The following is a 1,128-nucleotide window of genomic DNA, read 5'->3' as shown; positions in this document are numbered from 1 at the left end:
GGGCTATGCCTATCAGGGCATCGGCCCGAAGGACATTGACGGACAGCCGATCGGCGGGCTTTCCTTCTTCGAGACTTCGGTCGAGATGCGCATCGCCATCACCGACACGATCGGCATCGTGCCGTTTGTCGATGCCGGCACCGTTTCGACGAAGTCGTTTCCGGACTTTGCCGATATGAAGGTCGGCGCCGGCGTCGGCGTGCGCTATCTTACACCGTTCGGGCCGCTGCGTGTCGATGCGGCGGTGCCGCTCAATCGCGGACCGGGCGACCCGCGTTTCGGCATCTATGCCGGCATTGGTCAGGCCTTCTGATGAAGACGTTCTGGCGCATCCTTCGCATTTTTCTCTACACGCTGCTCATCGTGGTGGCGGCGGCGGTCGGCGCGTTGGTCGTGCTGACCAAGACCGAGAGCGGGCGCGACAATCTCGCCGGCATGATCTCGAACCTGGCGTCGAGCGATGAGCGCAAGGTCACCGTCAGCGGCATCGACGGCATCTGGTCCGGCGCGCTCAGGCTCGACCATATCGTGGTGGAAGACCGCGGCGGACCTTGGCTGGTGGCACGCAAGGTGGCTCTCGACTGGTCGCCGCTGGCGCTTCTGACGAAGAACTTCAGCGCCGACCGCCTTGCTGCCGAGCGGATCGAACTGGCGCGGCTGCCGTTGGCGAGCAATCAGCCGGCGGAGAGCGGCACGACATCGCTGCCGGTTTCGATCGACGTGAAGCAGGTAGACCTGCCGGAGATCGCGCTGGGCGAGGCGCTGGCCGGCAGCGGCATTGCCGAACTTGCTGCAAAGGGATTCGTCAAGGCCGAAGCCGCGCCGCTCTCGGTCGATACGGTTCTCAAGGTCACCCGCCACGACGGCAAGCAAGGCAATGTCGACGCTAAGCTGCATTTCGCGCCGGCCGACAATAAGCTCGACCTCGATCTCAAGGCGTCGGAGCCGGCCGGCGGCATCATCGCCAATCTGCTCCAACTGCCGGGCCAGCCGCCGGTCGAGATCGTCGTCTCCGGCACAGGACCGCTGGGCAACTGGAGCGGCATCGGCACTTTCGTCGTCGACGGTCAGATCGTCACCCAGCTCACCGGACGCCACCAGCTAACCGACAAGGGCCATATGGTGGAG

General features: G+C 64.7%; 1 protein-coding gene and 1 pseudogene. Both read left to right on the top strand.

Annotation, left to right across the window (positions count from 1 at the left end):
• On the top strand, positions 1-313 hold a 313-nt coding region (locus tag EN781_RS32990), incomplete at its 5' end, for a BamA/TamA family outer membrane protein (RefSeq protein WP_145965806.1).
• Positions 313-1,128 (top strand): annotated as a pseudogene (locus EN781_RS32985) (translocation/assembly module TamB); the annotation flags it as partial. The gene EN781_RS32990 and the pseudogene EN781_RS32985, both read left to right, overlap by 1 nt.

It is taken from the genome of Mesorhizobium sp. M4A.F.Ca.ET.090.04.2.1 (genome assembly GCF_003999085.1).
GTDB lineage: Bacteria > Pseudomonadota > Alphaproteobacteria > Rhizobiales > Rhizobiaceae > Mesorhizobium.
This window is presented reverse-complemented; position numbering and strand designations above follow the sequence as displayed.